This is a genomic window from Vibrio sp. M60_M70, from assembly GCF_037162085.1.
GTDB lineage: Bacteria > Pseudomonadota > Gammaproteobacteria > Enterobacterales > Vibrionaceae > Vibrio > Vibrio diabolicus.
Genome location: NZ_JARLUL010000002.1, coordinates 171,043 through 197,754 on the forward strand (window position 1 = coordinate 171,043; position 26,712 = coordinate 197,754).

General features: G+C 45.2%; 26 protein-coding genes and 1 pseudogene. 14 read left to right on the plus strand and 13 right to left on the minus strand.

Annotated elements, in window-relative coordinates:
* Positions 1-525: 525 nt before the first annotated feature.
* Positions 526-1,674: a GGDEF domain-containing protein gene (locus P4S59_RS16595; RefSeq protein WP_048625526.1), complete on the plus strand. Its 1,149-nt coding sequence runs from the start codon at positions 526-528 to the stop codon at positions 1,672-1,674.
* A gap of 3 nt (positions 1,675-1,677) precedes the next feature.
* Here the strand turns inward: P4S59_RS16595 and P4S59_RS16600 are convergent, their stop codons facing one another.
* Together P4S59_RS16600 and ppnP are read right to left on the minus strand one after the other, a co-directional pair.
* Entirely contained in the window at positions 1,678-1,959 is a 282-nt protein-coding gene (locus P4S59_RS16600) for a hypothetical protein (protein ID WP_041853103.1), read from the minus strand.
* Between the two features lie 131 nt (positions 1,960-2,090).
* A complete protein-coding gene (gene ppnP, locus P4S59_RS16605; protein ID WP_005392006.1) occupies positions 2,091-2,375 on the minus strand; it encodes a pyrimidine/purine nucleoside phosphorylase in 285 nt (94 codons plus the stop codon).
* 326 nt (positions 2,376-2,701) lie between these two features.
* On the opposite strand from ppnP, the gene P4S59_RS16610 reads away from it, so the two are divergent.
* The gene (locus tag P4S59_RS16610; RefSeq protein ID WP_054866862.1) at positions 2,702-3,205 is read left to right on the plus strand and encodes a DUF2850 domain-containing protein; all 504 of its coding nucleotides are present in this window, start codon (positions 2,702-2,704) and stop codon (positions 3,203-3,205) included.
* Positions 3,206-3,574: 369 nt separating this feature from the next.
* On the plus strand, positions 3,575-6,121 hold the full coding sequence (locus tag P4S59_RS16615; RefSeq protein WP_337168705.1) for a glycosyl hydrolase family 18 protein: 2,547 nt from the start codon (positions 3,575-3,577) through the stop codon (positions 6,119-6,121).
* 174 nt (positions 6,122-6,295) lie between these two features.
* Here P4S59_RS16615 and P4S59_RS16620 read toward each other — a convergent pair whose 3' ends face one another.
* Together P4S59_RS16620 and P4S59_RS16625 are read right to left on the minus strand one after the other, a co-directional pair.
* Positions 6,296-7,153 (minus strand): alpha/beta fold hydrolase, encoded by an 858-nt coding sequence (locus tag P4S59_RS16620; RefSeq protein ID WP_337168706.1) that lies wholly within the window; start codon positions 7,151-7,153, stop codon positions 6,296-6,298.
* A 128-nt stretch (positions 7,154-7,281) separates the two neighbouring features.
* Entirely contained in the window at positions 7,282-7,872 is a 591-nt protein-coding gene (locus tag P4S59_RS16625) for a TetR/AcrR family transcriptional regulator (RefSeq protein ID WP_005392013.1), read from the minus strand.
* 251 nt (positions 7,873-8,123) lie between these two features.
* Between P4S59_RS16625 and P4S59_RS16630 the strand changes: the two genes are divergently transcribed.
* Both P4S59_RS16630 and nhaD read left to right on the plus strand, forming a co-directional pair.
* Positions 8,124-9,149, plus strand: a complete 1,026-nt coding sequence (locus P4S59_RS16630) for an acyltransferase (RefSeq protein ID WP_337168707.1) — start codon at positions 8,124-8,126, stop codon at positions 9,147-9,149.
* A 420-nt stretch (positions 9,150-9,569) separates the two neighbouring features.
* Positions 9,570-10,999 (plus strand): annotated as a pseudogene (gene nhaD / locus P4S59_RS16635) (sodium:proton antiporter NhaD).
* A gap of 35 nt (positions 11,000-11,034) precedes the next feature.
* Here the strand turns inward: nhaD and P4S59_RS16640 are convergent.
* Complete coding sequence (locus P4S59_RS16640; protein ID WP_006740934.1) at positions 11,035-11,430, minus strand: GFA family protein; 396 nt, start codon at positions 11,428-11,430, stop codon at positions 11,035-11,037.
* A 201-nt stretch (positions 11,431-11,631) separates the two neighbouring features.
* Between P4S59_RS16640 and P4S59_RS16645 the strand changes: the two genes are divergently transcribed.
* Positions 11,632-12,240 (plus strand): YitT family protein, encoded by a 609-nt coding sequence (locus P4S59_RS16645; protein ID WP_006740933.1) that lies wholly within the window; start codon positions 11,632-11,634, stop codon positions 12,238-12,240.
* 88 nt (positions 12,241-12,328) lie between these two features.
* On the opposite strand, the gene P4S59_RS16650 is transcribed toward P4S59_RS16645, so the two are convergent.
* The 3 genes from P4S59_RS16650 to P4S59_RS16660 all read right to left on the minus strand — a co-directional run bounded on the left by P4S59_RS16650 (position 12,329) and on the right by P4S59_RS16660 (position 15,085).
* A complete protein-coding gene (locus tag P4S59_RS16650; RefSeq protein WP_337168708.1) occupies positions 12,329-13,138 on the minus strand; it encodes a hypothetical protein in 810 nt (269 codons plus the stop codon).
* Positions 13,139-13,238: 100 nt separating this feature from the next.
* On the minus strand, positions 13,239-13,721 hold the full coding sequence (locus tag P4S59_RS16655; protein WP_006740931.1) for a methylated-DNA--[protein]-cysteine S-methyltransferase: 483 nt from the start codon (positions 13,719-13,721) through the stop codon (positions 13,239-13,241).
* The gene (locus P4S59_RS16660) at positions 13,718-15,085 is read right to left on the minus strand and encodes an AlkA N-terminal domain-containing protein (RefSeq protein WP_337168709.1); all 1,368 of its coding nucleotides are present in this window, start codon (positions 15,083-15,085) and stop codon (positions 13,718-13,720) included. Before P4S59_RS16660 ends, P4S59_RS16655 begins: the two co-directional genes overlap by 4 nt.
* 194 nt (positions 15,086-15,279) lie before the next feature.
* Between P4S59_RS16660 and P4S59_RS16665 the strand changes: the two genes are divergently transcribed.
* The 3 genes from P4S59_RS16665 (at position 15,280) to P4S59_RS16675 (ending at position 16,958) form a co-directional block, all read left to right on the plus strand.
* Positions 15,280-15,483, plus strand: a complete 204-nt coding sequence (locus P4S59_RS16665; RefSeq protein ID WP_017633816.1) for a hypothetical protein — start codon at positions 15,280-15,282, stop codon at positions 15,481-15,483.
* A 326-nt stretch (positions 15,484-15,809) separates the two neighbouring features.
* Positions 15,810-16,253, plus strand: coding sequence for a DoxX family protein (locus P4S59_RS16670; RefSeq protein ID WP_005392037.1), 444 nt, complete (start codon positions 15,810-15,812; stop codon positions 16,251-16,253).
* Between the two features lie 9 nt (positions 16,254-16,262).
* On the plus strand, positions 16,263-16,958 hold the full coding sequence (locus tag P4S59_RS16675; protein ID WP_337168710.1) for a pirin family protein: 696 nt from the start codon (positions 16,263-16,265) through the stop codon (positions 16,956-16,958).
* Positions 16,959-17,039: 81 nt separating this feature from the next.
* On the opposite strand, the gene P4S59_RS16680 is transcribed toward P4S59_RS16675, so the two are convergent.
* The gene (locus tag P4S59_RS16680; protein WP_006740927.1) at positions 17,040-17,933 is read right to left on the minus strand and encodes a LysR family transcriptional regulator; all 894 of its coding nucleotides are present in this window, start codon (positions 17,931-17,933) and stop codon (positions 17,040-17,042) included.
* Positions 17,934-18,081: 148 nt separating this feature from the next.
* Between P4S59_RS16680 and P4S59_RS16685 the strand changes: the two genes are divergently transcribed.
* Positions 18,082-18,435: a DUF413 domain-containing protein gene (locus P4S59_RS16685; protein ID WP_005392041.1), complete on the plus strand. Its 354-nt coding sequence runs from the start codon at positions 18,082-18,084 to the stop codon at positions 18,433-18,435.
* Positions 18,436-18,587: 152 nt separating this feature from the next.
* Here P4S59_RS16685 and P4S59_RS16690 read toward each other — a convergent pair whose 3' ends face one another.
* Positions 18,588-18,839: a DUF3081 domain-containing protein gene (locus P4S59_RS16690; protein ID WP_005392042.1), complete on the minus strand. Its 252-nt coding sequence runs from the start codon at positions 18,837-18,839 to the stop codon at positions 18,588-18,590.
* A gap of 374 nt (positions 18,840-19,213) precedes the next feature.
* On the opposite strand from P4S59_RS16690, the gene nagB reads away from it, so the two are divergent.
* On the plus strand, positions 19,214-20,014 hold the full coding sequence (nagB, locus tag P4S59_RS16695; protein WP_006740926.1) for a glucosamine-6-phosphate deaminase: 801 nt from the start codon (positions 19,214-19,216) through the stop codon (positions 20,012-20,014).
* Between the two features lie 91 nt (positions 20,015-20,105).
* On the opposite strand, the gene P4S59_RS16700 is transcribed toward nagB, so the two are convergent.
* Positions 20,106-20,972: a glycerol kinase gene (locus P4S59_RS16700; protein ID WP_182019705.1), complete on the minus strand. Its 867-nt coding sequence runs from the start codon at positions 20,970-20,972 to the stop codon at positions 20,106-20,108.
* Positions 20,973-21,129: 157 nt separating this feature from the next.
* Positions 21,130-22,356 (minus strand): sodium/glutamate symporter, encoded by a 1,227-nt coding sequence (gene gltS / locus P4S59_RS16705; RefSeq protein ID WP_167427134.1) that lies wholly within the window; start codon positions 22,354-22,356, stop codon positions 21,130-21,132.
* A 415-nt stretch (positions 22,357-22,771) separates the two neighbouring features.
* On the opposite strand from gltS (P4S59_RS16705), the gene P4S59_RS16710 reads away from it, so the two are divergent.
* Genes P4S59_RS16710 through P4S59_RS16720 form a run of 3 tightly spaced genes read left to right on the plus strand, consistent with a single transcriptional unit; the run spans position 22,772 to position 24,827 of the window.
* Complete coding sequence (locus P4S59_RS16710; RefSeq protein WP_005392046.1) at positions 22,772-23,143, plus strand: GntR family transcriptional regulator; 372 nt, start codon at positions 22,772-22,774, stop codon at positions 23,141-23,143.
* Positions 23,140-23,997 carry an ABC transporter ATP-binding protein gene (locus tag P4S59_RS16715; RefSeq protein WP_065645244.1) on the plus strand — a complete coding sequence of 286 codons (858 nt, stop codon included), beginning with the start codon at positions 23,140-23,142 and terminating at the stop codon, positions 23,995-23,997. The genes P4S59_RS16710 and P4S59_RS16715 overlap by 4 nt, the downstream gene beginning before the upstream one ends.
* Positions 23,997-24,827, plus strand: coding sequence for a hypothetical protein (locus P4S59_RS16720; protein ID WP_114322669.1), 831 nt, complete (start codon positions 23,997-23,999; stop codon positions 24,825-24,827). The genes P4S59_RS16715 and P4S59_RS16720 overlap by 1 nt, the downstream gene beginning before the upstream one ends.
* Before the next feature lie 101 nt (positions 24,828-24,928).
* Here P4S59_RS16720 and gltS (P4S59_RS16725) read toward each other — a convergent pair whose 3' ends face one another.
* Positions 24,929-26,164: a sodium/glutamate symporter gene (gene gltS / locus P4S59_RS16725; protein WP_006740921.1), complete on the minus strand. Its 1,236-nt coding sequence runs from the start codon at positions 26,162-26,164 to the stop codon at positions 24,929-24,931.
* Between the last annotated feature and the right edge of the window lie 548 nt (positions 26,165-26,712).

Here is a 26,712-nt window from a genome sequence, read left to right on the forward strand (position 1 = left end):
CCTTTCCTACAACTAAAAACTGCCTCACAAAATGTGTGAAGCAGTTTGGAAAAAGAGTGACTCGAATGAAGCTCGATATGAGGCCGTGATTTAGCGCGGATTCTAGTCGCATATTGGTCACAACGACAACAATATTTCGCTCTGTTTCGGAAAAATATTTCTAATGCTTTTTCACAACGAAAAACTCATTGCCGGAATTTAGAGATCGTCGATTGACGAACAACGAGCTCAATAGGTAGAAGGTGCCATTCATGCGACTCCCAACAGAGTTGAGTCAGGATAGATCCTGCAAATACGGCGGTGGAAATGCATTACTTTGAATTATTAATCGAACCATCTGAAGCCATAAAGATCCGCCATGGAAAACTTTATAAGCCTTTGTTGCGCTTTGAGCACTCTCACCAAACCACACTTCTAGGCCCATACTAAAAATGACTGACATCACATTTGGAAACTTTGTTGTTCTATTCATCGCTAAAATACCGCCTAGAATAAGCGTACACGTTAATTAAGCAAGGATACGTAATGTCGACATTGGCTGGAGCACGCTTAGAGGAAATGGCGGATATCCGCTCAACAAGAAAAAAGAAAATTGTCTTTTTATGCTCCAGTATCGCCGCGGCATGTTTAACTTATGGCTCCATTGCTCAATTGTTTGAGGATAATTGGGGATTAAGCTTTTTCCATGCTCTGTGTGCCTTAGCCTGTTTAGGTATCAGTTATGTGATAAAGGTTCAACGACATCATCAATATGCCGACCTATGGCTGAGTGCAGTCTTGATGTTCGAAGGGTTATTGCTACTTCTGTATAACGATGCCCCCTCAGGCAAACTGCTATGGCTATATCCCATTGTCGCCACTCTGGTGCTGATCAATGAGTTTAAAGTCGGTCTGCTGTTTAGTGGCACCTATATCTTACTGATCTTTTTTGGCGTCGTTTTTTTAGATCGGCTACCAACAGCCAGTGACATCATAGAACGACGATTTATGCTGACCCTAATAGCGACTGCATTTGTGTGCCACACATTCTCGTACTACTACACAAAAGTCCTCAACTACATTCAAACACTTTATCGTGAAGGGATTGAAGAGTTGGCGTATTTTGACCAACTCACAGGACTTGCCAACCGCTGGAGCTTTGAAACTTGGGCGCGTGCAAAGCTCGATGAGATCAACCATTCATCTGATGACAGTATCACTGCTCTGGTCTTCCTAGATATTGATAACTTCAAACATATTAACGACACCTACGGACACGATATTGGTGACCAAGTGCTTCAAGCCTTTGCAACTCGATTAAAAAACAATGTTCGCCATAAAGACAGAAAAACCGACAAACACGACTACTCCATCGCTCGATTTGCGGGCGACGAGTTTGTGCTCATGCTGTACGACATAAACAGTAAAGATGACCTCGACAGCATTTTGAAGCGTATTGTGAATCTATTCCCAAAAGGCTACCGAAGCTACGATATGATTAACGAGTTAACGATGAGTGTGGGCGCTGCTATCTACAAACAAGATGCGAAGGATTTATCTGAATTGACTCGGTGCGCAGATAAAGCAATGTATGCGGCTAAACACACAGGGAAAAACCAATACGCGTATTACGAGCACTGCAATACCGAAGAGAAGTCAGCCTCTGAAACGCCGGCTGTGTCAGAAGCTTGCTAACGGTTAAGCGAATACATGCATCACCCATAGCCCCAGCACCAGAAATACGATTAGCCACACAGCTTGCAGCACTCTGCTCGGCTTATCTTGCTGGCGACCGAATTGGCCTTTAAACGCACGGTCCTTCACTTTGCCCATTAAGCCTTTTCCTAGAGCACGTCGATAGAATTCACGTCTCTTATGGGCTGCATTGGCGACCTCGGTAAAACGATGTCTTTGCTCATTGGTGAGATCTTTGTCCTCGTAACGAGGAGGGAGATCAGAATGCTTGCGTTGTACTGCCATCACTTCCTCCCTGGTCGATGGGTACATTTTTATTAAGTATATACCCAAATAACCAAAAGATGCGTTATAAGTGAAGGACATAGACGAAAAAACCACCCGAAGGTGGCTTTGTTACAGGCAAAAAGGACGCTTTAGAAGTACTCACATAAATACGCAGTCGCGTCTTTCACTTGAAGCTCAAATGAGGAGTTCCCTTCCACTTCAAAAAACTCACCACTTTGGTAAGTCGTCCAATCACTCTCGCCGACACGCTTGACCACAAGTGCACCTTTTACAACCGTCATACGCTCAGGCGCTTGAGTGCCGAACGTGTATTCACCAGGAAGCATTACACCAACGCTAACGTCCTGATCATTCTGGTTAAAGCCTAGTGATTTTACACTACCTGCAAAATAGCTATTTTCCTTAATACTCATTATTGGTTTCCTTATCAAAAGTCCGCTCTTTTTTACCTTGTTTCTTCCTGTTACTCAAGCTCTGAAAGCCATTAAGCTCAACGTTATAAAGCACATCCTTTGCTACTGAGCGAGGCCACCTTTTTCTAGGCTTAACCAGACGACGTAATTAGTGAGATAAAGTCGGTGAATTAGTTAACGCTAGCAAACAATAAAACCATCAATAAGAGTGTATCCGAATGTAAAAGTGGACATTAGATCATAATTTCTTAGTCTTAATGGCGGGATTGTTTGTTTTTGAGAAGGAAGGTTTCCACCATATTAAAAAAGGGAAGAAAAGTAGACCAATGACGGACTCAGCTCGCCGAAGGCGGAAAACAAGACAGGAACCAAAACTTTCATTTTGGGCTCGCCACCAATCCAAAGTCCTCAAAAGCGCATTTGCCGTTTTCGGGGTGGGTCTTTTGACGTTTTTCAGCTATCAAATCCACCTATCCTATCAAGACCATATTGACCCGGAAAAAGTCTACGGCGAGTGGATTGAGATCGGCGCGCCACCCTACCAAACAGAACGTCTGACTTTCACAGAGGATGGGGTATATCGAAACCATCGACTCATCACGACAGAATTTGAATTCGATGGAAAGGTCATCACGTTGAACACTGGATTAGGAAAAACCGCGTACCAGATCTCGGGCTCTCACCTTTCACCTCAGATTCGCCGTATTGAGCCTCTTATTCCAGATCAACGATTCATCCGTAAGGGATTTGAGCATACCGTTCAAGGCTCAGAAACCGGAGCGGCTTCAAAACGTCGCGCTGCATTAAGTGAACATTTCAGCCGTGACTAGCACGTCTTCACGGCTATTTCTCCTTTCAACTCTCTTTCTACTTCAATGAAACAAAACCTTAATAAACAATGAAATAAGGTATTCATCGCATTTATCCCACCCGATACTGAGTAAACAATAATTTTAGTTTCTGCTGAGATTTTATAAATTATTGACTCAGTCTGACACTTTCTGTGTAACAGAGTGCGAGTTTTAGTTAAGTTCTCTCAAGTGCCTCGAAAACCGTCTTAATTTTTTTTGACGAAAAAAAACTCTCTGAAATGCTGAGTGTGATGCTTTTGCACATGGAGTAAATCCAATCATCTTATCTGGTGCAAGAGCAGCCTATGTTCTAGGTAGAACATGAATCCAAGGATTGAGAGAGAAGTTATGATTCGATTTAACCTATGTGCAGCTGGCGTTGCTTTAGCACTATCAGGTGCTGCAGTTGCGGCTCCAACCGCACCAAGTATCGATATGTACGGTTCCAACAACCTTCAGTTTTCTAAAATTGAACTCGCGATGGAAACCACGTCAGGCTACTACGACATGGTGAAATACCATGAGCAAGCGAAGATCACTGTTAAGTTTAACCAGTGGAGTGGCACGCCAGGTGATACTTACAACGTCTATTTTGATGGTGCAAAAGTAGCAACCGGCCCAATCACTGGTAGCCAAACAACAGCGACATTTGAATATGGTCAGGGCGGCCTATACCAAATGGAAATCGAGGCGTGTGATGCGACAGGTTGTGCGAAAAGCGCACCAGCTGAAATCACGATTGCAGATACCGATGGTTCTCACTTGAAGCCACTGACGATGAATGTTGATCCAAACAACAAAACGTACAATACCGATCCAAGCGTCGTGATGGGTACGTATTTTGTTGAGTGGGGCATCTATGGTCGTGACTACACGGTCGATAACATGCCAGTCGACAACTTGACTCACATCCTTTACGGTTTTATCCCAATTTGTGGCCCAAATGAGTCTGTGAAGTCTGTTGGCGGCAACAGCTTCAATGCACTACAAACCGCTTGTACAGGCGTGCCTGACTACGAAGTCGTGATCCACGACCCTTGGGCTGCTTATCAGAAGAGCTTCCCACAAGCTGGTCATGAATACAGCACACCTATCAAGGGTAACTACGCAATGCTAATGGCATTGAAACAACGTAACCCTGATCTAAAAATCATCCCATCTATCGGTGGCTGGACACTGTCTGACCCATTCTTCGATTTCGTAGACAAGAAAAACCGAGACACATTCGTCGCATCGGTTAAGAAGTTCCTGAAAACTTGGAAATTCTACGACGGTGTTGATATCGACTGGGAATTCCCTGGTGGTGGCGGTGCAGCCGCGGATAAGGGCGACCCTGTAAACGATGGCCCAGCTTACATCGCACTGATGCGCGAATTGCGCGTAATGCTTGATGAATTAGAAGCTGAGACAGGCCGTACTTACGAGCTAACGTCAGCTATCGGTGTCGGTTACGACAAGATTGAAGACGTAGACTATGCAGATGCGGTTCAATACATGGACTACATCTTCGCGATGACTTACGACTTCTATGGCGGTTGGAACAACGTTCCTGGTCACCAGACTGCGCTTTACTGTGGTTCATTCATGCGCCCTGGTCAGTGTGACGGTAGTGGCGTAGATGAGAACGGCGAACCGTACAAAGGTCCTGCTTACACAGCAGATAACGGCATCCAGCTTCTTCTTGCTCAAGGCGTTCCTGCGAACAAGCTAGTACTTGGTACAGCAATGTACGGTCGTGGCTGGGAAGGCGTAACTCCAGATACGCTAACCGATCCAAATGACCCAATGACAGGTACTGCTACAGGTAAACTGAAGGGCAGTACAGCGCAAGGTGTTTGGGAAGATGGCGTAATTGACTACAAAGGCATTAAGTCATTCATGCTAGGTGCAAACAACACTGGCATTAACGGCTTCGAGTACGGCTATGATGCACAAGCAGAAGCACCATGGGTATGGAACCGCACTACGGGCGAGTTGATCACATTTGATGACCACCGCTCAGTGCTAGCAAAAGGTAGCTACGCTAAGTCTCTAGGTCTTGCGGGTCTATTCTCTTGGGAAATCGACGCGGATAACGGTGACATTCTCAACGCAATGCACGAAGGTATGGCTGGCGGTGTGGTTCCTCAACCAAACCGTAAACCAACCGCAGCTGCTGGCGCAGATCAATCTGTAACTGGCCCTGCAAGTGTGGTTCTAGATGGTAGCCTATCGAAAGACTCTGACGGTACTATCGCGAGTTACGCGTGGGAACAAGTATCTGGTACAGCAGTGGTACTAGCAGGCGCAGACACAGCGAAAGCAAGCTTTGATGCAGCAGAAGTTACCGTTGAGGAGCAATTCACTTTCAAGCTAACGGTGACTGACAACGAAGGTGCGACAGCATCTGATCTCGTTGTGGTAACGGTGAAACCAGCAGGTGTGGTTGACCCAGCGAACAATGCGCCAGTAGCGCAAGTTGTTGCTCCAGCAACAGCAAACGCTGGTGACGTTGTGGTTGTAGATGCGTCAGCCTCTAGCGATGCAGACAACGATACTCTTACTTTCAACTGGACGCTGCCTCAAGGTTTGAACGCAACGGTTGAAGGTTCTAAAGTAACTTTCACTGCTGCTGAATACCCGCAAGACACTAGCCTAAGCTTTACCGTAAGTGTGAGCGACGGCAAAGCTTCTTCAACGGCAAGCGCAACTGTGGTTGTTGCACAGCATACCACCGATCCAAACCCAGGCACCTGTGACAACGCATGGGATGCAAGCGCAGTGTACACAGGCGGCAACCAAGTCACTCATGCAGGTAAAACTTGGGAAGCGAAATGGTGGACTCAGGGTGACGATCCTCGCCAATCTGGCGAATGGGGCGTTTGGAAAGAAGTTGGCGTAGCTAACTGTAACTAAGCCCAACCTTGCAGACTTTCTGTAAAGTTAACGATCAAAGGACAGCTTCGGCTGTCCTTTTTTGTTTTTATCTCATAATGAGAAAAGCGATACCATAGACGAAAAACAATCCGAGGTATTACTTTCAAATCTAATTGGCCCAAAACGGCTCGAGCCGATTAGTAAGCATGAAGATTACCAAGCACGATCGAGTAAACGGTCAAAACTACTGAAGACTTGTGCACACTTCATCACTCGGCCATGGCCTTGACCTTGCGTTGTCACTAACTCAACATTTTCAATCTCTTCAGCGGCTTGTGCAGAAATACTGTACTTCGTGAACTTATCCTGCTCATCATGAACAATGATGGCTGGAGACGAGCGCTCAGCCAAACGCTTTAGCGGATCAATTGACTGTAATGGGTAACCAAATTGATCTTCAACTTCTGAAACCACAGCATTAAAAAGCTTCATCGAATAACCTGAACGCGCAATGCTACCGAATAGGTTCTCTACGTAATTCAATACCGGTGCAATAAGCAGTAAAGGCTTGTTTTCTAATTTGCTATGTCTGCACTCAAGAGCAGAAGCGGTGCCCATGCTGTGCCCAACTAGACCAACAATATCGTCTACCGTATCTAACACATCTTCTAACCCTTTGACAAAACCCGGAATGTGCCCATACTGCCCTTCACTCTCACCATGTGCTGGATGATCGTATGCCAAAGCGGTGAACCCTTTCGACGCAATATGTTCCATCAACGGATAAAACTGACTTGCGGTGCCAGACCAACCATGAGTTAACACCCAAATAGGTCCAGAGCCCAAAGTGTAGGTTTTGATAATGCCTGCATGCCCTTTAATTTCACCCTTGGTAAGTCCTTGAGGTTCGGTGTTTTTAGGTGCAGTGCGAGCAGGTGTCAGGAGCAACTTACGCGCGGTATTCTTTGCATGGGAAGGGGCCAGCGTATGGTGTAAACGCGTACTGATGTTCACCAAACTGCGCTTAATACTGAAACGTTGCGATGTATTAAAGTAAATTTTTTCACTCATGATTATGTCCTTAACTATCAGCTAAGCACAAAAATAGAACGGTCGTGCTTTTTATACTGATAAGAAAGAGCGAACTCAGCCGCTCTTTATGATTTATGTCTACAAATCTGGAAAGCGAATAACTGGTATCAGCCTTTCCAGCGAGAAAATAAGTTGTCGATCCCTTGCCAAAACAGGCGCAAGCTTTCTTCCTCACCTTTAATTGAGTAAAAAACATGCGCACTCAAATAAAGACCGTATAAATCAAACGTTGCTTGGCGTGTATCTAAGTCTGCTGCAAATTCTTGCTTCTCTTTGCCTTTCGTTATTTGGATCTCCAAGTAGCTCAGCCAAGTGTCTATGGATTTACGCAGTCCGGCCTGAAGTGGGCAATCTTTATCTGCCGTGTCATTCCAAGCGTCTAGAAACATACAACTTCCTTGAAATGCGTGGTTCCAAGTCATCCAAGAGTCGAGCAACCCTCGAATTTTACGTTCGATATTGCCATCCCCTGCTTCACGAACAGGCTCAATAACTCGGGCGGCGAACACTTTATTGGCGTGCTCCAATACCGATAGTTGTAAATTCAACTTCGAATTGAAGTGGGCAAACAGACCACTTTTCGACATACCGCATTGCTTGGCTAACTCACCAATCGTAAGACTTTCTAATCCGTCTTCGCTGGCGATCTCAAAAGCCCGTTGCAGAATAAACTCTTTTGTCACTTTTCCTTTTTGCATAATCTTATTTTTAGCACGATCGTTCTTTTTTGCAATCTAGAGTTAACTGGTCTAACCATACATTAGTGTCATTTTCGACTCGCTAATCACGTATTGAGTTGGTTAATGGGTTAATAATTAAGAAGTTTGAAGTAAGTCTTAAATTTAAACACAGCTTCAGTGTAAGCGTGAGTCTGTTGACTTTTTCACGCATTAATTCAGCCACAACCTGCTACTTTCACCTAAGTTTTTTTATTTAGGTAAGTAATGTAATGGCAAAGAAACAAAAAATAGCCAGCTTAGAGTTTGCGCGTATTATTGCGATGTTTGCAATTATAGGATTGCACTGCCAGATGGCCCTGACATACTGGCAATGGGATGGAATACCGTGGGTTGGCTATATACTCAACCAATTGGCTCGTTTTGCTGTGCCACTGTTTTTTCTCATTTCTGGTTATCTTATCCAGCCCAAGTTAAGCCGCGCACCTATCGAAACACTAAAAAACTACGCCAAGCCACTGATGAAGGTTTGGCTCATTTGGAGCGTGATCAGTTTATTGATGCCATTCCAGTGGCAAACTGTCGCTGAGGCGGGGTATCTCGCCGAAAGGCAGGGCTACTGGAGCTACTTAATGTCGACCCCGTTCAATTCACTCGTCGAAGGCGGGCTCGTTCACCTGTGGTTTATTCCAGCTCTGGTCATTGCCGTTGCCTTAATTGCCTTCCTCGTGCATATCAATATGGCTCAATTGGTACTGCCAACCGCCGTATTGCTATACATATACGGCGTGTTTGCTGGCAGTTATTCGACCATTACCGATCTGCCAGCGCCTTTCTTTACTCGTAATGGGCCGTTTTTCAGTACGTTGCTGGTAACACTGGGTTATCTAGCACGAGAAGAACAGTGGCGATGGTCGCGAAACAATACGATTCGATGCATTCTTCTTGGTATGGCGCTGCACTTTGGTGAAGCTTATTGGCTAATGCAACACGAGGTCGCTTTTAATTCTCACGACTTCCTGTTTGGTACTGTTATCTGGGCCGTGGGTGTCTTCATGTGGCTGTTAGTCCACCCACATTTTGGCGATATGCCTTGGGTATTCAAACTATCTCCTAGCGTGTTAGGCATTTATGTTAGCCATCTGCTTGTGATAATTATTATGATGAATGTCGCTGGATTTATCGGGTTGCAACACCTTGAGAAAGATGTGTTTATTTATCCTGCAACGATTGTCGCAACCATACTGCTTGTGAAAGCAATTGAGGCTTCACCGTTGAGAAAATGGCTGCTGCGCTAAATCCATTCAGCGCTCGATATAGCTAGCTCTAACTCAAAAGGGTTAGAGCTAACCAGTTAAAAATGAGATTTCTCTCTCACTGACCAATTTTTGACTTTCTAATCCTTCAGAATTTGCCGTCACTCACAAAAAACATTGTTCATTTCCTTTAAATTGGCCCGACTATTACAACATTGCTCATTAAACGGAGGCTGTATGTGGGCAGGTCAAGGACTCGTTCCTTTTTTAGAGATTAGCCATTGGTTAACTTACGGTTTATATGCCGCTGTGGTTTTATTTGGCGCAGCAAGCATTGCGTCACTCAGAAAATAGTGGCGCACACTATCATTTCCTAACTCCTACTGTTAATTCGAGCTCTCTCACAACTAACTCATTAATTTGTGGCTAATATTTCTCCAACCAGACAAAGGAGAAATGTCTATGCCAATCTATCCAATTGTAGCTTTCTGCTGTTTGTTGTTCTCTAGCGCCACCTTTGCTGCCCCCACCAATGAACTGAACCTTGTTAATTCTGGTGTCGGTTACGCGGCTCTCATTATCTTTTCGATTGCTTACATACTGGTTATGTTGGAAGAGTATCTGAAAATGAGAAAATCCAAGCCTGTGCTACTCGCTGCAGGGTTAATTTGGATTCTAATTGGCTACACCTTTGCTCAACACAACCAGCCAGAAATCGCCAAATCCGCACTAGAGCACAACTTGTTGGAATACGCGGAACTGCTGCTGTTTTTGTTAGTAGCGATGACTTACATCAATGCTATGGAAGAGCGCAAACTCTTCGATGCCTTACAGGCGTGGATGGTCGGCAAAGGCTTTGGCTTCAAAAAGCTGTTTTGGCTGACGGGGTTTCTCGCCTTTATTATTTCACCGATTGCCGATAACTTAACCACAGCCCTCTTGATGTGCGCTGTGGTGATGAAAGTCTCTGGTGATAATCCTAGATTCGTGAATCTTGCCTGTATCAACATTGTTATCGCTGCCAACGCTGGCGGTGCATTCAGCCCGTTTGGTGACATTACGACCCTGATGGTGTGGCAAGCCGGGCATGTCAGCTTTGCTGAATTCATCCCGTTATTCGTCCCGTCACTGGTGAACTATTTGGTTCCTGCGTTTTTGATGTCACTCTTTGTTCCAAACACCAAACCGAATACGATTCACCAACACGTAGAACTGAAACGCGGCGCGAGACGTATTGTCGCACTATTCATTCTGACGATTGCCACCGCAGTCTCTTTCCACGCTTTACTGCACTTCCCACCCGTTATGGGCATGATGATGGGCTTGGCTTACCTACAATTTTTCGGTTATTTCTTACGCCAAACACTCAAACATTCTTTGGCAAAAAAAGCGGCCATGGCAATTGCCAATGGCGACGATCACGCATTAAAACGCTTAGGTTCAGTCGTTCCGTTTGACGTGTTCCACCGTGTATCTCGCGCAGAATGGGATACCTTGCTGTTCTTCTACGGCGTAGTGATGTGTGTCGGCGGTTTGAGCTTACTTGGCTATCTCGAACTGGTTTCAAACGTCATGTACAACCAATGGAACCCTATCTGGGCCAACGTGATGGTTGGTGTTCTATCTGCCATCGTCGATAACATTCCGGTTATGTTTGCTGTACTGACCATGGAACCAAGCATGTCGATGGGGAACTGGTTACTTGTCACATTGACTGCGGGTGTGGGGGCAGCTTGCTTTCAATTGGCTCTGCGGCAGGTGTCGCATTAATGGGAGCCGCGCGTGGACAATACACCTTCTTTGGCCACCTAAAGTGGGCTCCCGTCATCGCCTTGGGTTATGCCGCCAGTATTGCAGTGCATTTGTGGATGAATAGCGGTTTATTTACCTAAGCACCGCAACTCACGTTCTTCACTTGCTATGCGGCCTAACGGTCTGATGGGTGGTTAACGCCATCCATCACTTCGATAGTTCCCAATTCATATGGGTTGACGCCCTCTAAACAGCCGACATTGTAGCCGTATTCACTCGGGTCAGAGCGACGCTGATGGTGCGTATAAATACCACATTCGCCACAGAAAAAGTGCTTCGCTGTGCGAGTGTTAAATTGATACAGCTTCAAAACGTCTTCGCCTTGCACGATACGAATACCATTCAGAGGCACAGATGCCACAATCGCGCCGCGACGTCGACACATGGAGCAATCACATCGCCTCGGCTTCTCAATACCATTAGGTAAGGCAAGTTCCAGCTCAACTTTTCCGCAGTGACAACTCAGTCGATGTAATGCGTTGATTTGAGTAGTGCCGACTTTCTTAATCATAACTTTTCCTTGTTGTTTTTCTACCTGTGTACATTATGTTAAACAGGCTAGCATCAGCACAATCTTGTCCAAAAACTCGACATTCATCACTTTTCGCGACATTTTATTGGCCGATTTGTTAGTTGCTATTTTGGCAACTGTTTATCTCGTTGGATGGACGTGTTGTCTCCGGCGCGGTTTTTAAACCAAGGAAAAAATTTTATGGATAAAGATCATAGCCTAAGAGAGAACCTCTTGGCTCTGACGCTCGGCAGTGCGTTAGTGTCGCTTGGGGTAATATTTTTCAGCAAAGTAGGATTGCTCACCGGCGGTACGGCTGGTTTGGCGATCTTCCTTACCAAAGTGAGTGACTTCAGCTTTGGTCAGATATTTTTCGCTCTCAACCTCCCTTTTTATATTTTGTCTGTAATGCGCATGGGATGGCGCTTCACCATTAATACTTTCATTGCGGTCTCGATTGTTTCTTTTGCGGTCGATCATCTGCACCATGTGATTGAAATTTCACGAATCGAACCTTTCTATGCAGCACTTCTAGGTGGTGGGTTAATTGGAATAGGTATGTTGGTGATTTTCCGTCACAAGATGAGTTTAGGCGGTTTTAACATTCTAGCGTTGTACCTTCAGGAACGTTTTGGGATTCGAGCTGGTAAAGTTCAGATGGCGCTCGATTGTGCCATCGTAGTGATGTCGCTGTTTATTGTGGATGTGCACCTTATCGCTCTATCCGTCCTAGGTGCCGTGGCGACAAACTTGATTTTGGCGATGAACCATAAACCAGGACGATATCAGGCAAAAGCGCAAATAGCATAATCAACATCGTGTAATGAGTGAACTTACAAAATATGAGCCCCGAGCCATTCGCTCGGGGCTTTTTTATTCAACGTTGAGATCATGTCAACTAACTCGTTGTGCAGTATTGCTGCATCCCCACATCCACTTGAGCTTTATATTTCTGGCTAAGATGGAAGTGCACTTGCATCAGCAAATCATGCGCATGAAACAGCTCAAACGCGTCACCACCATTTTGCTGACAAATGGCTTCGCAGCGCTCGGCATGCTGCTTGGCTTGTCCGGCTTCACCCGCTTTGAGTAAACTCATCGCTAAGCGATACTCAGCACGTTCTTCTTGCATCCAACCACCCGCCACTTTCCAGTAATCCAACGCGAGCTTCGCCGCTTCTAGCATCCTCGATTTTTCCACATCCGTGCGCTCAGCCAGCGCTTCATACTGACACGCCAAGTTGTTTGCTGTGATTGCGATAGAGCGTGCTAGCGGCCCTTCAGCATCTTGTGGCGTCATACCTAGCGCGGCTTTCTCCAGCCATTGGCTCGCCAGTTCAAGCTGAGCAAGCGCAGAAAGCTCATTCGAAATCAGAGCGTAAACTCGGCGTTGGTCTTGCTCTGCTAACAACCCCACACAGTCAGTGCCATCTACGAAGTAGCGCGCAACGGCAATACTGCGTTGCAATGCCGAACTCTCGGCAACCTTGCGTTCATCAAAGTGCTCTAAACAGGTAAGAAACTGTTCTGGGCACTGGAGGTGACCAATCGCGGTGTGCAGCATCAATGCGAATATTCGCTCGATGTGGCTAACGTTTTCCACCTCACTCAGAGCCGTTTCCAATTGAGCATAAGTTTGTTCGGGCTGTGCTTCGTGATGCTGCCAACACTCACTTATGAATGCATCAAAATCCGTTTTGAAAGGCATGTCCTTATTATCCTTTTTCTATTCGTATAACGAATATGAAACTCTACACTATCGTTTCCCCTGTGCAGCACGCTTAGTCACAATATGAGAATCGCCTCACTTAAAGCGGTGTACCTTGCTCCAACGCAAGTAAACGTTGCTTGCGCTCTACTCCACCAGCATACCCTGTCAATTTACCGCTTTTGCCAATAACGCGATGACAAGGCACCACGATAGAAATAGGATTTTTTCCGTTTGCCAACCCAACAGCGCGCACAGCTTTAGGGTTGCCAATCGCGTTGGCGAGATCTTGATAGCTCCACGTCTCGCCGTATGGAATGGTCGTTAGTGCCTGCCAAACTTGATTTTGAAAATCCGTGCCTGTAGCCGCCAAAGGCAGCTCAAATTCATTGCGTAGGCCAGAAAAGTATTCATTCAACTGGGTAACAGCTTGGCGCAAAATCGGGTGTTGATCGTCTCGCGCTCCCAGTTCACTCGGCTTAGTGGTGCATGTTTCAAACCAAATGCCAAGCAAGCCCTCTGCGTTAGATTGGATGGTCACCGTTCCTAATGGGCTCGGCATTTCGGTATAAAATGTTTTCATGATTGATTCCATAAGTGAAACGTCGCGTAGCTTCCCCAAGGGGCCGCAGTGTGCATATTCAGTGATGGGTAACGCTGCATCGCCTTTTTCACCACCAAGTCTTTATCTAAAAAGCAATCGGGTTGAGATTGCCCTCGCAGTTGAGCATAACTGACTGTCCAAGGTCCAATGCCTTTCAAAGCTAGCCACTGCTGGGGGTCGGTTTCTGAGTTGTCCTGCATGAACTGGGCGAAGCGCACTAGCGTCTCTTTACGGCTTTGCGGCATGCGCAAAAAGCTCACGTCGGTATTAGCTATCGCATCTGGTGTCGGGAAAAAGCGTTTTTCTGACTCTCCACTAAGTGTGGTCACCAATAAGTTAAGTTGACCAATCGCCGCTTTAACCGACACTTGTTGGCCTAAAATCGCTCGAACTCCAGCCTCCCATGCATTCCATACACCAGGAATCCGAATACCTTTACTCGACACGAGCCCGGGAGCAACATAATCCAAATGCTGCTCGACAGTACAAATATCGGCGTCAAGATCGAACATACGACGAATGTCAGACACCAAGTTTTGCAGCTTCGTTACATCTTCAATTTCAAACGCTAGCTCTAGGTACCCTTCACCTTTGGTCGCTTTAAACCATGCTTTACTGGTATCCAGACAAACGTTGCGCTGATAACTCTCATCACTCACCAGCTCAACCCCCTCAATCGCTCGTAAACGGTAGAAGTTCAACATGTGCTGCCAATTCAATTCACCTCGATAAGGCAAGGCAATTCGATTGCTACCCATACCGTCAAACTCTTTGCGACGGACTTGAGAAGGCGTCAATTTGAGAAACTTTTGGAAAGCATCGTTAAAGCGGCGTGTACTATTAAAACCGGCGGCGAAGCCTACTTCCGTGACCGACATAGAACTGGAATGAAGTAACTGTTTGGCGAACATTAATTGTTGATATTGCGCATACTGCTTGGGTGACATGCCTAGATACTGCTCAAACAACATACGTAAGTAGCGATCCGAAATCCCAACACGCCCTGCTAGCTCAGACACCGAGTGGTGATGCAACTCCCCTCGATCAATTAACGAAATCGCTCGTTGAAAGGTCGTTTCTACGCCTTTCCATGCCCAGGAACCCGGCGCGCTATCAGGTCGACAGCGCAAACATGGACGGTACCCCGCTTGGAGAGCTTGCGCTTTATCGGTGAAGTACTCTACATTTTCTTCTTTAGGTAAATTAGCCGGACAAATTGGGCGACAAAAGATCCCCGTTGTTTTCACAGCCACATAAAATCGCCCATCAAAGCGGCTGTCTCGCGCGACTCGCGCCTTATGACACTGCTCGAAAGTCAGTGAGGTATGGGGGTGAATAAACATAGTGCTTTCCTTGCTCATGCCTTTTGTCATTTATTGTTCATAGGCATCGTTCAATATAGTGTTATTGTAGCTTGCTTAAGCGCCTACCATTAGCCATTTTCGGAACTCAATATTGAGATTTATTGGCATTAGCGCTTTTGTACACTAAAGTTAGATTCAGAACATCACAACAACGTCGGCTAAAGGGAATTGGCATGGACTTACACACTTGCGTAATTGTACTAAGAAACCAAAAGGTTATTACCAGTAAATCCGTAGATCATTCAATTGGAATTATCGAACGAGACTCAGATAACGAGATCTCAGAAATTCAAATTAATGCCACGGATGGACGTAATATTCGAACCTATCACTACAACAATGTAGAGGAGTCACTAGAGAGCTTAATGAACCTCTGACGGTTTTCTTTAACACACCTTTCTCCCTTGTTAATAGCGAAAGCAATAGAGCACAGCAACCTGTGCTCTTTTTTTGTTTAACAGCAAAAATGTTTATCGAAAATAATGATGGAGCCTGATTTAAAACACGACAAAACTGGCATAAAAAAACTCATAAAAAACACTCAAGCAACTGATTAAAAATAACAAAAATCCATTATTCAATTTTTTAGAACGAGTTTATCAAAATACTCCCGTTATTTTTATTCTCACCGCCACCTAAACTGTTCTCAACAGCACGGGAGCACACGCTTCCCACTCATTGAAAAGAGTCAGAGGACAGAATCATGAAAGCACTATTACAGAAAATTACCACATCAAACGCAGGTTACAGCGCACTATCACTTCGCGTTCCAATCGGCATTATCTTTATGGCGCACGGCGCACAAAAGCTGTTTGGCTGGTTTGGTGGCTACGGGCTAGAAGGCACAGGTCAGTGGATGGCATCTATCGGTTTAGGTCCTGGCGTGCTAATGGCATTCCTTGCTGGCAGCGCAGAGTTCTTTGGCGGCTTGTTCATCTTGCTTGGCCTACTAACTCGCCCAGCAGCCGTTGCTTTAGCGTTCACGATGGTGGTAGCGATATTCTCCGTCCACTTTGAAAACGGTTTGTTCATGGCAAACAACGGTTACGAGTTTGGCTTGGCTTTACTGGCAGCAAGTGTTTCACTGGCGTTTTCTGGCGCAGGTAAGGCCGCGCTAGATAACTTCTTGAACAAAAAGCTCTCTTAGGGAGGCCTTATGATTACGGTAAGACATTCAGCAGACCGAGGTCGAGCAAACTTTGGCTGGCTTGATAGCAAACATACGTTTTCTTTCGGTAGCTATTACGATCCTCAACATATGGGCTTTTCTGAGCTGAGAGTCATTAATGACGATGTAGTCCAACCTGGCGCAGGTTTTGATACACATGGCCATCGTGATATGGAGATCATCAGCTATGTGCTGGAAGGTGTTATCGCGCACAAAGACAGCGAAGGTAACGTGAAAACATTACCTGCCGGGGAATTCCAACTCATGTCGGCAGGGAAAGGGATTTACCACAGTGAGTACAATGCGTCGAACAGCGACACGCTGCGCTTCCTACAAATTTGGATTCAGCCAAATACATTTGGAACCAAACCAGGTTATCAGCAAAAAGACTTTGGTCGCACGCCTGGACTAACAACTATCGCGACTCCAACAGGAGAAAACGGTACGCTACTTATTAAGCAAGATGCCACATTACATCAGTTAATTCTTGAACCAAATAGCGAACTTAACTTTGAGATAGAATCGGGTAGAAACTTATTCGTTCACCAAGTAACGGGAAGCCTTAGCATCGACAATACCACCTTGACGGCGGGCGACGGCGCGAAGGTCGAACAGCAAAGTAAGGTTGTTTTACGCAATACATCAAACGAGAGCACAACCGCCCTGCTATTTGACTTGCCATAACTATCGATTCATCGAGATAAAAAGAAAGCCGCCTGGATTTTCCAAGGCGGCTTTTTAATTTCTCTGACTTTTCACTCAACGCTATTCGTCGGAAGTGCCGGAACCAATTTGCTGAAAACTGTAAGCCGTCAGTGGATCGATCTCTTTAACAATTTCTTCCACTTGCTTAATCGCGTCTACCGACGAGCTAGCTTTACGATAGCTCAAATAGATAGGGCGATACCAATCTTCTACGCCAGACACCTTGTGAAGCTGCCCATTGGCGATAAAGGGCTCTACCAGAGAGATGGGTAAGTAAGCGGCACCGCCCTTCTCCAAAATAAAGTCCAATGCAATGCGCGCCGTTGACGTGCGCAGATACGGAGCCGGGATCTTAGGGTGACGTTCAGAATGTTCTGATGAGAAGCGCGTTCCCCAATCCACATACACGTATTTGTTTTCAAAAACGGTATCTAAAGAGTCTTTCTCAGTCGATACCAGAACGAGAACAACATCGGCCACTTTTTTGCAGTTAAGCTCATCAGCTTTGATTTGGTCGAACGCAAATGCCATATCTAACGTGCGCTCTAGCAAGCTGCGACTGAGCATTTCCCGCCCCATTACTTCTGCCATGAAGCCATAACCACCAAATGAATCTGTGACGACACTTAAACAGTTCTGCAAGTAAGCGTCCCAAATATTTGGCGTACCGCCTAACGTTAATTGCAGCGCTTTGCCATCTTCAAGCGATAACTCTAGCTTCGCTTGTTGCAATGTGGTGACCATCACCTCTGCATAACTTATTAAGCGCTCACCTGCAGAGGTCAACTTTATGTTATTTCGATCACGAATAAACAATTGCGTATCGAAGTAACTTTCCAATTGTTTGATACGTGCGCTCACTGCAGCTTGGGTAATATAAAGATTCTCAGCGGCGCGTCCGAAGTGACGAACCCTTGCCAGCTCTAAAAATGTTCGAAAGACTTTTACATCCATAAACCATCTCCTGGTTAATATAAAACCAGATTAACAACTAATTAAAATCATGACGACAAAAAAGTTTTGTTTTTCTTTTGTTAGCTTTACGCCTAATTTTCGCCGTAGTTCACTACATTCATCAATAACGGTTACAGAGGCTGTTGACATGTCTGACACTGAATTCCGTCATGGCAAAAAACGTTTTTACGACAACGTAAAATTCCCACGCGGCTTTGCAAAGTCTGGCGATTTTACTCTCTCGGAAGAGGAAATCCTAACAATTTATGGGGATACTATGCTTGGCTTAGAGTCAGGCGAATTAACACCTGAAAATAGCGAAGAGAAACACTTCATCAAGGTGCTAGAAAACCCAGGCAAAGCAAAAACAAAACTTGAGCGTACGTGGCTAAAGTACACCCAACTTGCTCGTGGTCGCAAGCGCTTCCACACGCTAAATGGTCGTAATAAGCCTGACGCGACAGAAGATTACATTGAAGAGAGTTTGGTCGAAGACGATTAATAACCAAATAAACTAATTCTCGCCTTTTTCTAGCAGTAGGTAATAGGCGAAAGCTCGTTTGGTTTGACTGAGCGAGCAAAAACAAGCTCATTTCTTCTCCTAAAGCCCAAGGGCGCGTTCTCCCAAGGGCTTTTTTAGTATTTAGTGCTAGTCTACTTGGCAAGCATCGCGATCTTTTTCAAAAAGCTCTCTTTCAAGTGCTCTTGGTCGTACTCCAATTGATAGGTATTGTGGAAGCCAACCTTTAGCTCAACACCATTCCCTCGTAAGAAAACGTTGTACCCGTCGTAATCGGAAAACGCTTCTACACCTTCATACATTTTGCCAAATTCGGTTGGTGTACCGTTGTTCATCACACATTCGTAAGCCTGTAGTACTTTGCTCGGATCTAACTCATTTTTCATACCGAATTCCTCACTGGTTTACACATTTCAATTATGGTTAAGGAATGAGCGTCGTGCCATGTCCATCCCATAATATTTGAAGTTCGTGTGCGGTTTCACACTCTGTAGGTTGTTAAAAAACAAGGTTAAGTGCGAAGACAGAACTTAATTTAGATCATAAATTTTATCTATCAATTCGTCAGTTTCATAATGCAATTTCTTTGTAAAAAATCGGCTTATAAAAGCATTTAGATATAAAAACAGTCGATAAAATCAACACTGGTTAAAGAAAAAGCAAAATTTTGACCTAAAACAATAGCAGTTCGTCATTACTTATTTTATAATGCGAATTAATGTTTCGGTACATCGTAAATTCCAATAACTAGGGGCACAAAATGAGACTTATCCCGTTAACTCGAGCAGCACAAGTAGGTAAGTGGGCAGCTGCGCATATCGCTAAGCGTATCAACGACTTTAAACCTACTGCTGAGCGTCCATTCGTTCTGGGTCTACCAACTGGTGGCACTCCTCTAGCAACCTACAAAGCCCTAATCGAGCTTTACCAAGCCGGCGAAGTGAGCTTCAAAAACGTCGTGACTTTCAACATGGATGAGTACATTGGCATCCCTGCAGATCACCCAGAGTCTTACCGCTCGTTCATGTACAACAACTTCTTTAATCACATTGATATCCAAGAAGAAAACATCAACCTACTGAACGGTAACACTGACGATCACGACGCAGAATGTAAGCGTTACGAAGACAAAATTAAGTCTTACGGCAAGATCAACCTGTTCATGGGCGGCGTGGGTAACGACGGTCACATCGCGTTCAACGAGCCAGCGTCATCTCTTTCTTCTCGTACTCGCATCAAGACACTGACTGAAGACACTCGCATTGCGAACTCTCGCTTCTTTGACGGCGATATCAACCAAGTGCCTAAATACGCACTGACTATCGGTGTGGGTACACTGCTAGACGCAGAAGAAGTGATGATTCTGGTAACAGGTCATAACAAAGCTCAAGCACTTGAAGCAGCAGTAGAAGGTTGTGTAAACCACCTATGGACGGTTTCTGCACTTCAACTTCACCCTAAAGCAGTGATCGTATGTGACGAGCCAGCTCAACAAGAACTGAAAGTGAAGACAGTGAAGTACTTCTCGGAGCTAGAAGCGGAAAACATCAAAGGTTTTTAATCCATAGAATGACAGCCTAGATGCACGCTAAAAATACGAAACCCGTGATCAATCACGGGTTTTTTCTTATCTGAACAGCGGGCTTAAGTCGTTAATAAGCTTTAATACCAAACTGACGAAGACGCTTAGGCAGCACTTCATCTAACTTGTCTAGTTCACTCGGTTCGACTTCGATAAGGTTAAAATGATGCTGCTCATAAACAGTACGAATGGTCTCACGGTCAGCCTCAGCCATCTCCCCAGTATCACTTCCCCAAAACTGTAAATAGACTTTACCGCCTGGCAAATAAAAATCACTGGTGACATCTTGGTCAATCGGCAGCTGACGTTCATAAGCGTGCACCACACCAGCCAAGTACAGCCAGTTGTCGATGAGCAACTCTCCCTTAGAGCGCACGTAATGCCCATCTAATGTTCGGTGTTTGGCTTCAAACTTTTGGCGAAAGCTTGAGTACGATTTATCCGTGGAGTGTGACTCCGCATCTTGCCCTAAAAATTCAATGACAGACTGCTTAAGACGCTTATTACGCAGCACCACATCGTGCCATACGACAAAGGTATTTTTTGTCTCTTTATCGGTTCTTTGCTGGCCACCAGCGCGTATACCAGCTTCAGTGACACTCCAACCTTCTTCAGATTTGGCGATCCACCCCAACTCACTCAACAGTTGGTTCATGCGCTTCGCATTCAGTTTCAGCTTTTCACCCAGCTGCGTGGCGCTTAATGTTTTCCCTGAGCTGGAAGTCAGCTCAATATGTAAATTGGTCGGCCAGACGATGAACTGGCCAAATTTAGGGTGATCCACATACTCGCCGCCAAACTTGGCGCCTTCTTCCGTCAGAATCCATTTTTCGTCTTGGCGAACAATGTAGCCAGCACGTTTGAGATCGGCAAACAACAGCTTGGCTTCAACCTTACGCATTTTCGCTAATGCCGACGTCGATATTTTTTCAGACATGTGGGTACCTCATGCTGCTGTAAAACTGAACACTATGTCATCATAGTAACGTATTGATTTCACGGCTTGAAGTCAGAGAAACAAGATTTCGTGTTACAAATAACAAAGCCAATCTCAAGGGACTGGCTTTGTTATGTTAAGTTGAAAGAAGCGGGGGCTATTTAATAAAAGCAATACAGCCTTGCAAAATCACTAAGTTCACAATGTCGATGAAGAATGCACCGACAATTGGTACCACCATAAATGCTTGTGGTGATGGACCATAACGACTCACGATAGAGCCCATATTCATGACCGCAGTCGGTGTGGCACCTAAACCGAAACCACAATGTCCACTGGCGATCACCGCGGCATCGTAATTACCGCCCATCATGCGAAATGTTACGTAATAAGTGAACACCGCGAGTACGGCAGACTGAATAGCAAGAATAATAAGGAATGGGATCGCAAGATCAAAGATATTCCACAATTTCAAGCTCATCAGAGCCATGGCAAGGAACAGCGATAGCGAAACCGTACCAAGAATATCAACGGTTTCTAAATCAACCTTGCGCACCTTGGTCACTTCCATGATGTTGGTGATGACAACACCAATAAACAGCGCATAAACAAAATCTGGGATCATCAACCACTTGATGCCAAAACTGCTCACCCAACTCTCCAGATAGCTCGCGCCTGTCACGCAAAGCAAAATAATGGATAAGCTTTCGACGACTCTTTTCGCCGTGACACGATCTTCTTCATGTTCGTTATAGGTCACCAATTCAGGGAAACTCTGATGGCTTTGGTTGGTGCGTCCGTATTCCGATTCTAAGTTGTGCTTGTTGAGTAACTTTTGCGCGACAGGGCTGCCAATAATCCCGCCCATGACCAAGCCAAACGTAGCAGAAGCCATCGCCACTTCTAGGACATTGTGCAAACCATACATTTCTTGAAAAGTTTGCGACCACGCCGCACCAGTTCCATGTCCGCCAGAAAGCGTAATAGAGCCGGCGATCAACCCCATGAGTGGATCTAACCCCAATGCGGTTGCTAAGGATACGCCGACCGCATTTTGGATAAGAATGTAGACCGATGCCACAACAAGGAAGATGAAAACCTTCGCACCGCCTTTAATCAGTTGGGTGTAATTCGCGGCTAAGCCAACCGTCGCAAAAAACATCAGCATAAAGGTGTTTTGCAGTGGCAAATCAAATGATACATCCACACCATTTAAGTGCATGGTCGTGATCACGCAAGCCACCACTAGACCACCAACAATTGGCTCTGGGATATTGAATTTCTTTAAGGTTGGTAATTTGGTGTTAATGAACTGCCCTAAAAATAACACGCAAATTGCGACGAGAAACGACTCTTGTGGGCCGATAGATATTACCTGATTCATGAGACCTCTTTACTCTCCTCTTTCTCATTCATTGAGCAAGCGCTCAACGTGAGATAGGTGCCTAAGTCAATCAGATTGCCTCTCGAACCTTTTGTTTTCTAGGGTGTATTTGCCACAAATTCTCATCAAGTAAGAAATTGATTTACCCAAAATCCCACTGATTATCATTATATGAGAATACCAATACCAAGCTAGTGGTAAATGCCTTGATTGGATTAGAAAAATAACACTTCTCAACTTATGAGAAGTGTTTAATTTATGTTCACAATAAAGTCTTCAAAATAGCTATCACATAGGTAGATATTTAGGGAAAGCGAAGGCTGGAACATACGCTTAATTTTAAATTATTACTTTCTCTCCGGCGCACTAGGTGTTATACCTATATATAACACCATTTCAGCCAAGAGATTCACTCATGACCAATTGGCATGATCGCCAACCGATTTTTCGACAGTTGGCTGACCAGATCACTCAACAAATACTGCAAGGTATCTGGCAAGAAGGCGATGCTCTGCCCTCTGTTCGTAGCATCTCTGCGGATATGAAAATTAACCACCTCACCGTCATGAAAGGCTATCAATTGCTTGTTGATGAGGGGTTAGTGGAGAAAAAACGCGGTCAAGGTATGTTTGTCGCTTCAGGGGCAAAACTCAAATTGCTCGCAGACGAGAAGGCACGTTTTCTTCAACAACAAATTCCGCAGATAGCCGACACAATACAGCGTCTGGATATGTCACTCGACGAATTCATTCAACAACTAAAACCACACTTGAAAGGTGACCAATGAGCGCATTAGTCAGTGTAAACAACGTCTCCAAGCAATATCAGCAACAAGGAGAAGCACTGCATGAAGTGAGTTTCGACCTACATGCAGGACAAGTACTTGGCTTACTCGGCCATAATGGCGCAGGTAAATCAACGCTTATTAATGCCCTACTCGGCGCACATGAATATCAAGGCACTGTTCGTATCAACGGATTTGAACCCATTATGCAACGCGACAAAATAATGCAGAGCTTGTCCTACATCTCGGATGTGAACGTTCTGCCAGATTGGATGACTGTCGCTCAACTGCTTAACTATACCGAAGGCGTGCATCCAGGGTTCAATCGCGCTCAAGCAGATACGCTGCTTCGTCAAACGGACATCAAACCTCGTGCGCGCATCAAATCTTTATCCAAAGGGATGAAGGTACAATTGCACCTCGCGATTGTAATCGCGACTAACACCCAAATCCTCATATTGGATGAACCGACACTCGGGTTAGATCTCGTGTATCGTGATACGTTTTATCGTCACTTATTGGAATGGTTTCACGACGGCGAGCGCGTGTTGATCATCGCCAGTCATGAAGTATCAGAGATTGAGCATTTACTGACTGATGTGCTGATTCTCAAGCATGGCCGCCCTGTACTACAAACCTCGATGGACAGTATCAGTGAAGACTACTTCATCCTTGAGGCCAGCGACGAATACCGCACACAAATTGAAGCGATGAACCCACTCTCGTCACAAAAAGGCCTCGGTTCAACGAAATGGTTACTCACTGCCCAGTATGCCCAACAAGCAGAAACAATGGGGGCCATCCATGGGGTGAAGTTAGCGGATCTATTTTTAGCATTGCAGAAGGAGGCAGCGTAATGCGTTCAGTTGTCGCGATGTTGCAAAAAGAGTGGTTGGAAAACCCTCTTGTTTTACGTATTCCACTGTTTGTGTTGGCATGTGGACTTATTCTCTTTGTCAGTTTAATGAGCAACGACACTCTACAACACAATATGTTTTTCCAAATGAGCTTTGGTGGCGATGTCAGTGACATTCACAAAGAGCTTGGTGACGATGTAAACATGTTGATCACCGGCGGGGCGGGACTGCTGTCTATCTTATTAGCCGTTCAATACTTCCCGAGAACACTGCGCAAAGAACGCGCGGAGGGCAGTATTATGTTTTGGCGTAGTATGCCGGTCAGCGACATAAAAACTCACTTAGTGAAGCTAGGGTTTGGCTTATTGGTGATTCCGCTCGTTTGCTCGGCGCTTGTGCTCGCAGCAGATTTGATGTTGTGGTTGCTGAACATCTCTACCGATCACCAATTGGCTTTATTGTACCGCCAAGCCTCGTTAGGTTACGTGCTGCTGCATTGGGGAGAGTTTTTAATCAGAATGTTGTTCGCCGGTATTCTACTGTTACCGCTGGCATTAACCGCAATGGCTATTTCTCAGAAAGTGAACTCACCACTGGTCATTTTGTTTATCGCCATTTATGCGCTGCGCTGGATGCCAATCGCACTATTTGGCTATTACGGCCTAGATCAGTTCTTCTCCGAAGTGCTTTACCTTCCACTGCACGCCATTGTTGCACCAAGCCCATTTAATGCAATTCCTCAAGCAGGTTGGTTAAACGTTGGCATTTACGCTTTCGTCGGCGTTCTTGGTTGGACAGCTAGTCTCAAGTTCAGCCGAACCATTCAATAATCCGTCGTTCGATAAACGGCCAAAATCGAGCCATAAAAAAACGGTCACAACCTGTGTTGTGACCGTTTTTATTTCGACCTCAGGAGATCATGAACTTAAATTTAACCAAGGAATGAAATGTAACCTTGTAAAATGATTAAGTTAACGATGTCGATAAAGAAAGCCCCCACAATTGGCACCACCATAAATGCCTGCGGCGACGGGCCAAATCGGTTAACGATAGAGCCCATGTTCATCACGGCTGTTGGGGTTGCCCCCAAGCCAAAACCACAGTGACCACCCGCAATAACCGCAGCGTCATAGTTGCGTCCCATCACTTTGAACGTAACGTAGTAAGTGAAGATAGCTAAGACCACAGACTGCACAGCCAAAATGACCAAGAATGGAATCGCTAAGTCAAAGATATTCCATAACTTCAAGCTCATTAATGCCATCGCCAAGAACAATGACAAAGAAACGGTACCGAGCATATCGACGGTTTCTGCATCTAACTTACGAAGCTTGGTCACCTCTAAGAAGTTCGTGATGATCACACCAATGAACAGCGCATATACAAAGTCTGGAATCATCAACCATGAGATTTCATACGTGCTAACCCATTGCTCAACATACTTCGCCCCCGTAACACAGATCAGTAGGAAGAAGAGTTTCTCCACCACTTTTTTCGCCGTTACTTTATCTTCTTCGTATTCGTTGTAGGTCACCAACTCAGGGAATTTTTCGTGAGTTTTGGCATCTCGACCACCACGACCATACTCCGATTCAATGCTGTTTTTTTCTACGAGGCGCTGTGCCACTGGGCTACCAATGATACCGCCGATGATCAAACCAAAAGTGGCTGATGCCATCGCTATTTCCAAAACGTTATCCAATCCATACACGTCTTGGAAGGTTTGTGACCACGCAGCACCTGTACCATGGCCACCAGACAGAGTAATCGAGCCAGCAATTAACCCCATCAAAGGATCTAAACCGAGCGCTGCCGCGAGTGAAACGCCAACGCCGTTTTGTATGATGATGTAAAACGATGCGACAGCTAAGAAGATAAAAACCTTCGCACCTCCTTTCATCAACTGAGTGTAATTTGCGGCCAAACCAACCGTCGCAAAAAACATTAACATAAACGTATTTTGTAACGGCAAATCGAACTCCAAGTCGATGCCGTTGAAATGAAGAGCAGTAATCATGCAGGCCACAATAAGGCCACCTACAATCGGCTCAGGTATGTTGAACTTCTTTAAAATCGGTAGCTTAGCATTAATAAAATGCCCCAGGAAAAGCACACTGATTGCGACCAAGAAGGACTCCAGTGCACCTACAGATATTAAATGATTCATATCGCCTCTTATTATTGTTCTCTTCATCCTCCGTAATGATCGAGTGTTAATTTAACCTTCATTCAATAGCAAATGTTCTCGCTTTACTGTTTCGAAAATACTCAAAAGTTGGTGTAGATGCGCCTTAGGCTAGTTTAAGGGACGCTCCTTTAGCGATGTGTCAGTTTTCCGCTGTTAGCCAGCCCTTAAATGTGAAAGGAGCCGATATAGCTCCTTCAAATGCCCCCTCGCAATACCTGTGCGTGACTGCTTGGGGTATAGTGTTGTGAGTAAATTCTGGGTGACACTTTCTGAACCACGTTGGGCTCCTTACTTAAACAGAATGTGTCAATTACTATCAAACAAAGTTCCTTCCCGTTGTAACCTCTAAACGCCGAGATCGCGTTCAAAACAATTGGGTTTGCTTGTTCCTGTCGTAGTTTTTTAACTCTGGCTCATGGTGTGTAAACGAGCCGAATCCAAGGAAACTCTCAAGCTGCAACAAACGTTTTCGTCACAACGGAGCCGGATTATAACATATTGCTGATAATTTTCTTCAATTCAGTGAC

Excerpts from the sequence above, each read along its gene's own strand:
- P4S59_RS16595 (WP_048625526.1), top strand. The coding sequence starts at position 526 with ATGTCGACATTGGCTGGAGCACGCTTAGAGGAAATGGCGGATATCCGC.
- P4S59_RS16600 (WP_041853103.1), bottom strand. The coding sequence starts at position 1,959 with ATGGCAGTACAACGCAAGCATTCTGATCTCCCTCCTCGTTACGAGGAC.
- ppnP (WP_005392006.1), bottom strand. The coding sequence starts at position 2,375 with ATGAGTATTAAGGAAAATAGCTATTTTGCAGGTAGTGTAAAATCACTA.
- P4S59_RS16610 (WP_054866862.1), top strand. The coding sequence starts at position 2,702 with ATGACGGACTCAGCTCGCCGAAGGCGGAAAACAAGACAGGAACCAAAA.
- P4S59_RS16615 (WP_337168705.1), top strand. The coding sequence starts at position 3,575 with ATGATTCGATTTAACCTATGTGCAGCTGGCGTTGCTTTAGCACTATCA.
- P4S59_RS16620 (WP_337168706.1), bottom strand. The coding sequence starts at position 7,153 with ATGAGTGAAAAAATTTACTTTAATACATCGCAACGTTTCAGTATTAAG.
- P4S59_RS16625 (WP_005392013.1), bottom strand. The coding sequence starts at position 7,872 with ATGCAAAAAGGAAAAGTGACAAAAGAGTTTATTCTGCAACGGGCTTTT.
- P4S59_RS16630 (WP_337168707.1), top strand. The coding sequence starts at position 8,124 with ATGGCAAAGAAACAAAAAATAGCCAGCTTAGAGTTTGCGCGTATTATT.
- P4S59_RS16640 (WP_006740934.1), bottom strand. The coding sequence starts at position 11,430 with ATGATTAAGAAAGTCGGCACTACTCAAATCAACGCATTACATCGACTG.
- P4S59_RS16645 (WP_006740933.1), top strand. The coding sequence starts at position 11,632 with ATGGATAAAGATCATAGCCTAAGAGAGAACCTCTTGGCTCTGACGCTC.
- P4S59_RS16650 (WP_337168708.1), bottom strand. The coding sequence starts at position 13,138 with ATGCCTTTCAAAACGGATTTTGATGCATTCATAAGTGAGTGTTGGCAG.
- P4S59_RS16655 (WP_006740931.1), bottom strand. The coding sequence starts at position 13,721 with ATGAAAACATTTTATACCGAAATGCCGAGCCCATTAGGAACGGTGACC.
- P4S59_RS16660 (WP_337168709.1), bottom strand. The coding sequence starts at position 15,085 with ATGTTTATTCACCCCCATACCTCACTGACTTTCGAGCAGTGTCATAAG.
- P4S59_RS16665 (WP_017633816.1), top strand. The coding sequence starts at position 15,280 with ATGGACTTACACACTTGCGTAATTGTACTAAGAAACCAAAAGGTTATT.
- P4S59_RS16670 (WP_005392037.1), top strand. The coding sequence starts at position 15,810 with ATGAAAGCACTATTACAGAAAATTACCACATCAAACGCAGGTTACAGC.
- P4S59_RS16675 (WP_337168710.1), top strand. The coding sequence starts at position 16,263 with ATGATTACGGTAAGACATTCAGCAGACCGAGGTCGAGCAAACTTTGGC.
- P4S59_RS16680 (WP_006740927.1), bottom strand. The coding sequence starts at position 17,933 with ATGGATGTAAAAGTCTTTCGAACATTTTTAGAGCTGGCAAGGGTTCGT.
- P4S59_RS16685 (WP_005392041.1), top strand. The coding sequence starts at position 18,082 with ATGTCTGACACTGAATTCCGTCATGGCAAAAAACGTTTTTACGACAAC.
- P4S59_RS16690 (WP_005392042.1), bottom strand. The coding sequence starts at position 18,839 with ATGAAAAATGAGTTAGATCCGAGCAAAGTACTACAGGCTTACGAATGT.
- nagB (WP_006740926.1), top strand. The coding sequence starts at position 19,214 with ATGAGACTTATCCCGTTAACTCGAGCAGCACAAGTAGGTAAGTGGGCA.
- P4S59_RS16700 (WP_182019705.1), bottom strand. The coding sequence starts at position 20,972 with ATGTCTGAAAAAATATCGACGTCGGCATTAGCGAAAATGCGTAAGGTT.
- gltS (WP_167427134.1), bottom strand. The coding sequence starts at position 22,356 with ATGAATCAGGTAATATCTATCGGCCCACAAGAGTCGTTTCTCGTCGCA.
- P4S59_RS16710 (WP_005392046.1), top strand. The coding sequence starts at position 22,772 with ATGACCAATTGGCATGATCGCCAACCGATTTTTCGACAGTTGGCTGAC.
- P4S59_RS16715 (WP_065645244.1), top strand. The coding sequence starts at position 23,140 with ATGAGCGCATTAGTCAGTGTAAACAACGTCTCCAAGCAATATCAGCAA.
- P4S59_RS16720 (WP_114322669.1), top strand. The coding sequence starts at position 23,997 with ATGCGTTCAGTTGTCGCGATGTTGCAAAAAGAGTGGTTGGAAAACCCT.
- gltS (WP_006740921.1), bottom strand. The coding sequence starts at position 26,164 with ATGAATCATTTAATATCTGTAGGTGCACTGGAGTCCTTCTTGGTCGCA.